Annotated in this window: 1 protein-coding gene; it reads left to right on the forward strand. The window is 33.6% G+C overall.

The annotated features are described in order from the left end of the window. Window positions 1-456: 456 nt before the first annotated feature. Window positions 457-1,671: an IS110 family RNA-guided transposase gene (locus H8909_RS12960; protein WP_187013121.1), complete on the forward strand. Its 1,215-nt coding sequence runs from the start codon at window positions 457-459 to the stop codon at window positions 1,669-1,671. Window positions 1,672-1,775 lie beyond the last annotated feature (104 nt).

A 1,775-nucleotide genomic window follows, 5' to 3' on the forward strand; every position in this document is an offset into this window, starting at 1 on the left:
TTTCGTATTATAGAACTAGAAGTTATTCAAGTAATAATTCTAGTTTTTTATTTTATCTAGAAGTGATATCATATCACTGAAGAGAAGTTAATCATTATAACTTGAGACATCCGTAAGGTAAGCTCGTAAACAACGATTGATAGCTACGACTATTAATGTATCGTTCTTCTCTTCACTAAATAAACATACTGACTAGAAGTTGCTTATATTTAACTTCTAGTCTTTTATTTTGTAGGCATACATTATAATAGACTTAAGAAAGCAGAGAGAGGGATTGTTGGAAACACTGTTGTGATTTCGTTAAAAAAAGTTCTCTGCTTCCTTTTATGACATGAGTCAGTTTATATCCAAATAGGCCTTTTGATTTATTGATAGAGCCTGCATGTAAGACGAAAATAGATGGTCATAAATCAGGAAGTTATGCTTTCGAATATTCAAGGAAAGAAGGAATAATCTATGAAAGGTCCAATAGTATCCATTGATGTCTCTAAGGGTAAATCAGATTACCAGGCATTCAAGAATCTGAATGTGAAGTATACAGGTTCACGTTCAATAAAACACACAAAAGAAGGATTTGATGAGATAGTGAGTCTTGTCAGAGAGATGGAAAAGAAGCTGGAAACAGAAGTATGTGTTGTTTATGAGGCAACAGGAGTTTACCATCGTGTCCTTAAGAAAGTGCTTGAAGACAACAATATCAAGCAGTTTATTATTAATCCACTATTATCAGCTAAAACAAGAAAGAATGATTCACTAAGAAGTCCAAAGACAGATAAGCTTGATCCTAAATCAATCGCTAAAACATATTACAGCCATAGTCTTCATAACAGTCATAAACAAGAAACGATATATCATGAACTGAGGGAATTATCACGCTATTATGAGGATATATTGGTTCATATAAGAAAGGATAAGGTTGCATTCAGAGCTCAGCTGGATATTGTATTTCCAGGCTATGATGCGCTTTTTGATGATCTGTATGGTCCTGTCGCTTTAGCTGTCATTGAAAAATATCCACATCCAGAAATGCTTCAGAAAAAGAAGATTAATACTGTATCTAAAGTGATTCAAAACAAAACATGTCATCGTCAGGCAGTGAGTGATACAATGGCTGACAAGGCAATAGAGTATTCTAAAACCATCTATTCTGGGTGTGATAAGGATGATATCGAAGTATTAATACTTCAAAGACTTATCAAAAAATTAAATGAAGATATGGCAGAAGCTGAAAGAACCATTGGTGAAATGATTAAACTAGCACAGGAACTACCTGACTTTAGTATAATCAAATCTATACCAGGTATTGGAGATAACCTAGCTGCACGTATTATTGCAGAACTAGGCGATATGACAAGATTTAAAAAGAAGAATGAGTTAGTAGCCTTTGCCGGACTAGATCCAAGAATCAGTGAAAGTGGAAAGAATGACGGAGATCATATGCACATTACTAAAAAGGGTAATAAACGATTAAGATGTTTATTATATCTGGCTGTAACGTGTTCTATAAGGCTTAAAAGAGATGATAATAGTATTAAGGAATTCTATATAAAGAAAAAGCAGCAATCAAACCCGATGTGTTCGAAAGCTGCAAAGACTGCATGTGCCAGTAAATTAGTCCGAATAATTTATAGCATGTGCAAAACTGGTGAGTTATACCAGTACAACAAATAACAACGAAATTATACACCTAAACCACCCTGAAAAAAAGCACTTTTTCTTCAGGGGTTTTCAGCATGCAATAAAAACTATGAAAAATTACTGATTATTTTTTTGAA

It is taken from the genome of Catenibacterium faecis (assembly GCF_014306455.1).
GTDB lineage: Bacteria > Bacillota_I > Bacilli_A > Erysipelotrichales > Coprobacillaceae > Catenibacterium > Catenibacterium mitsuoka_A.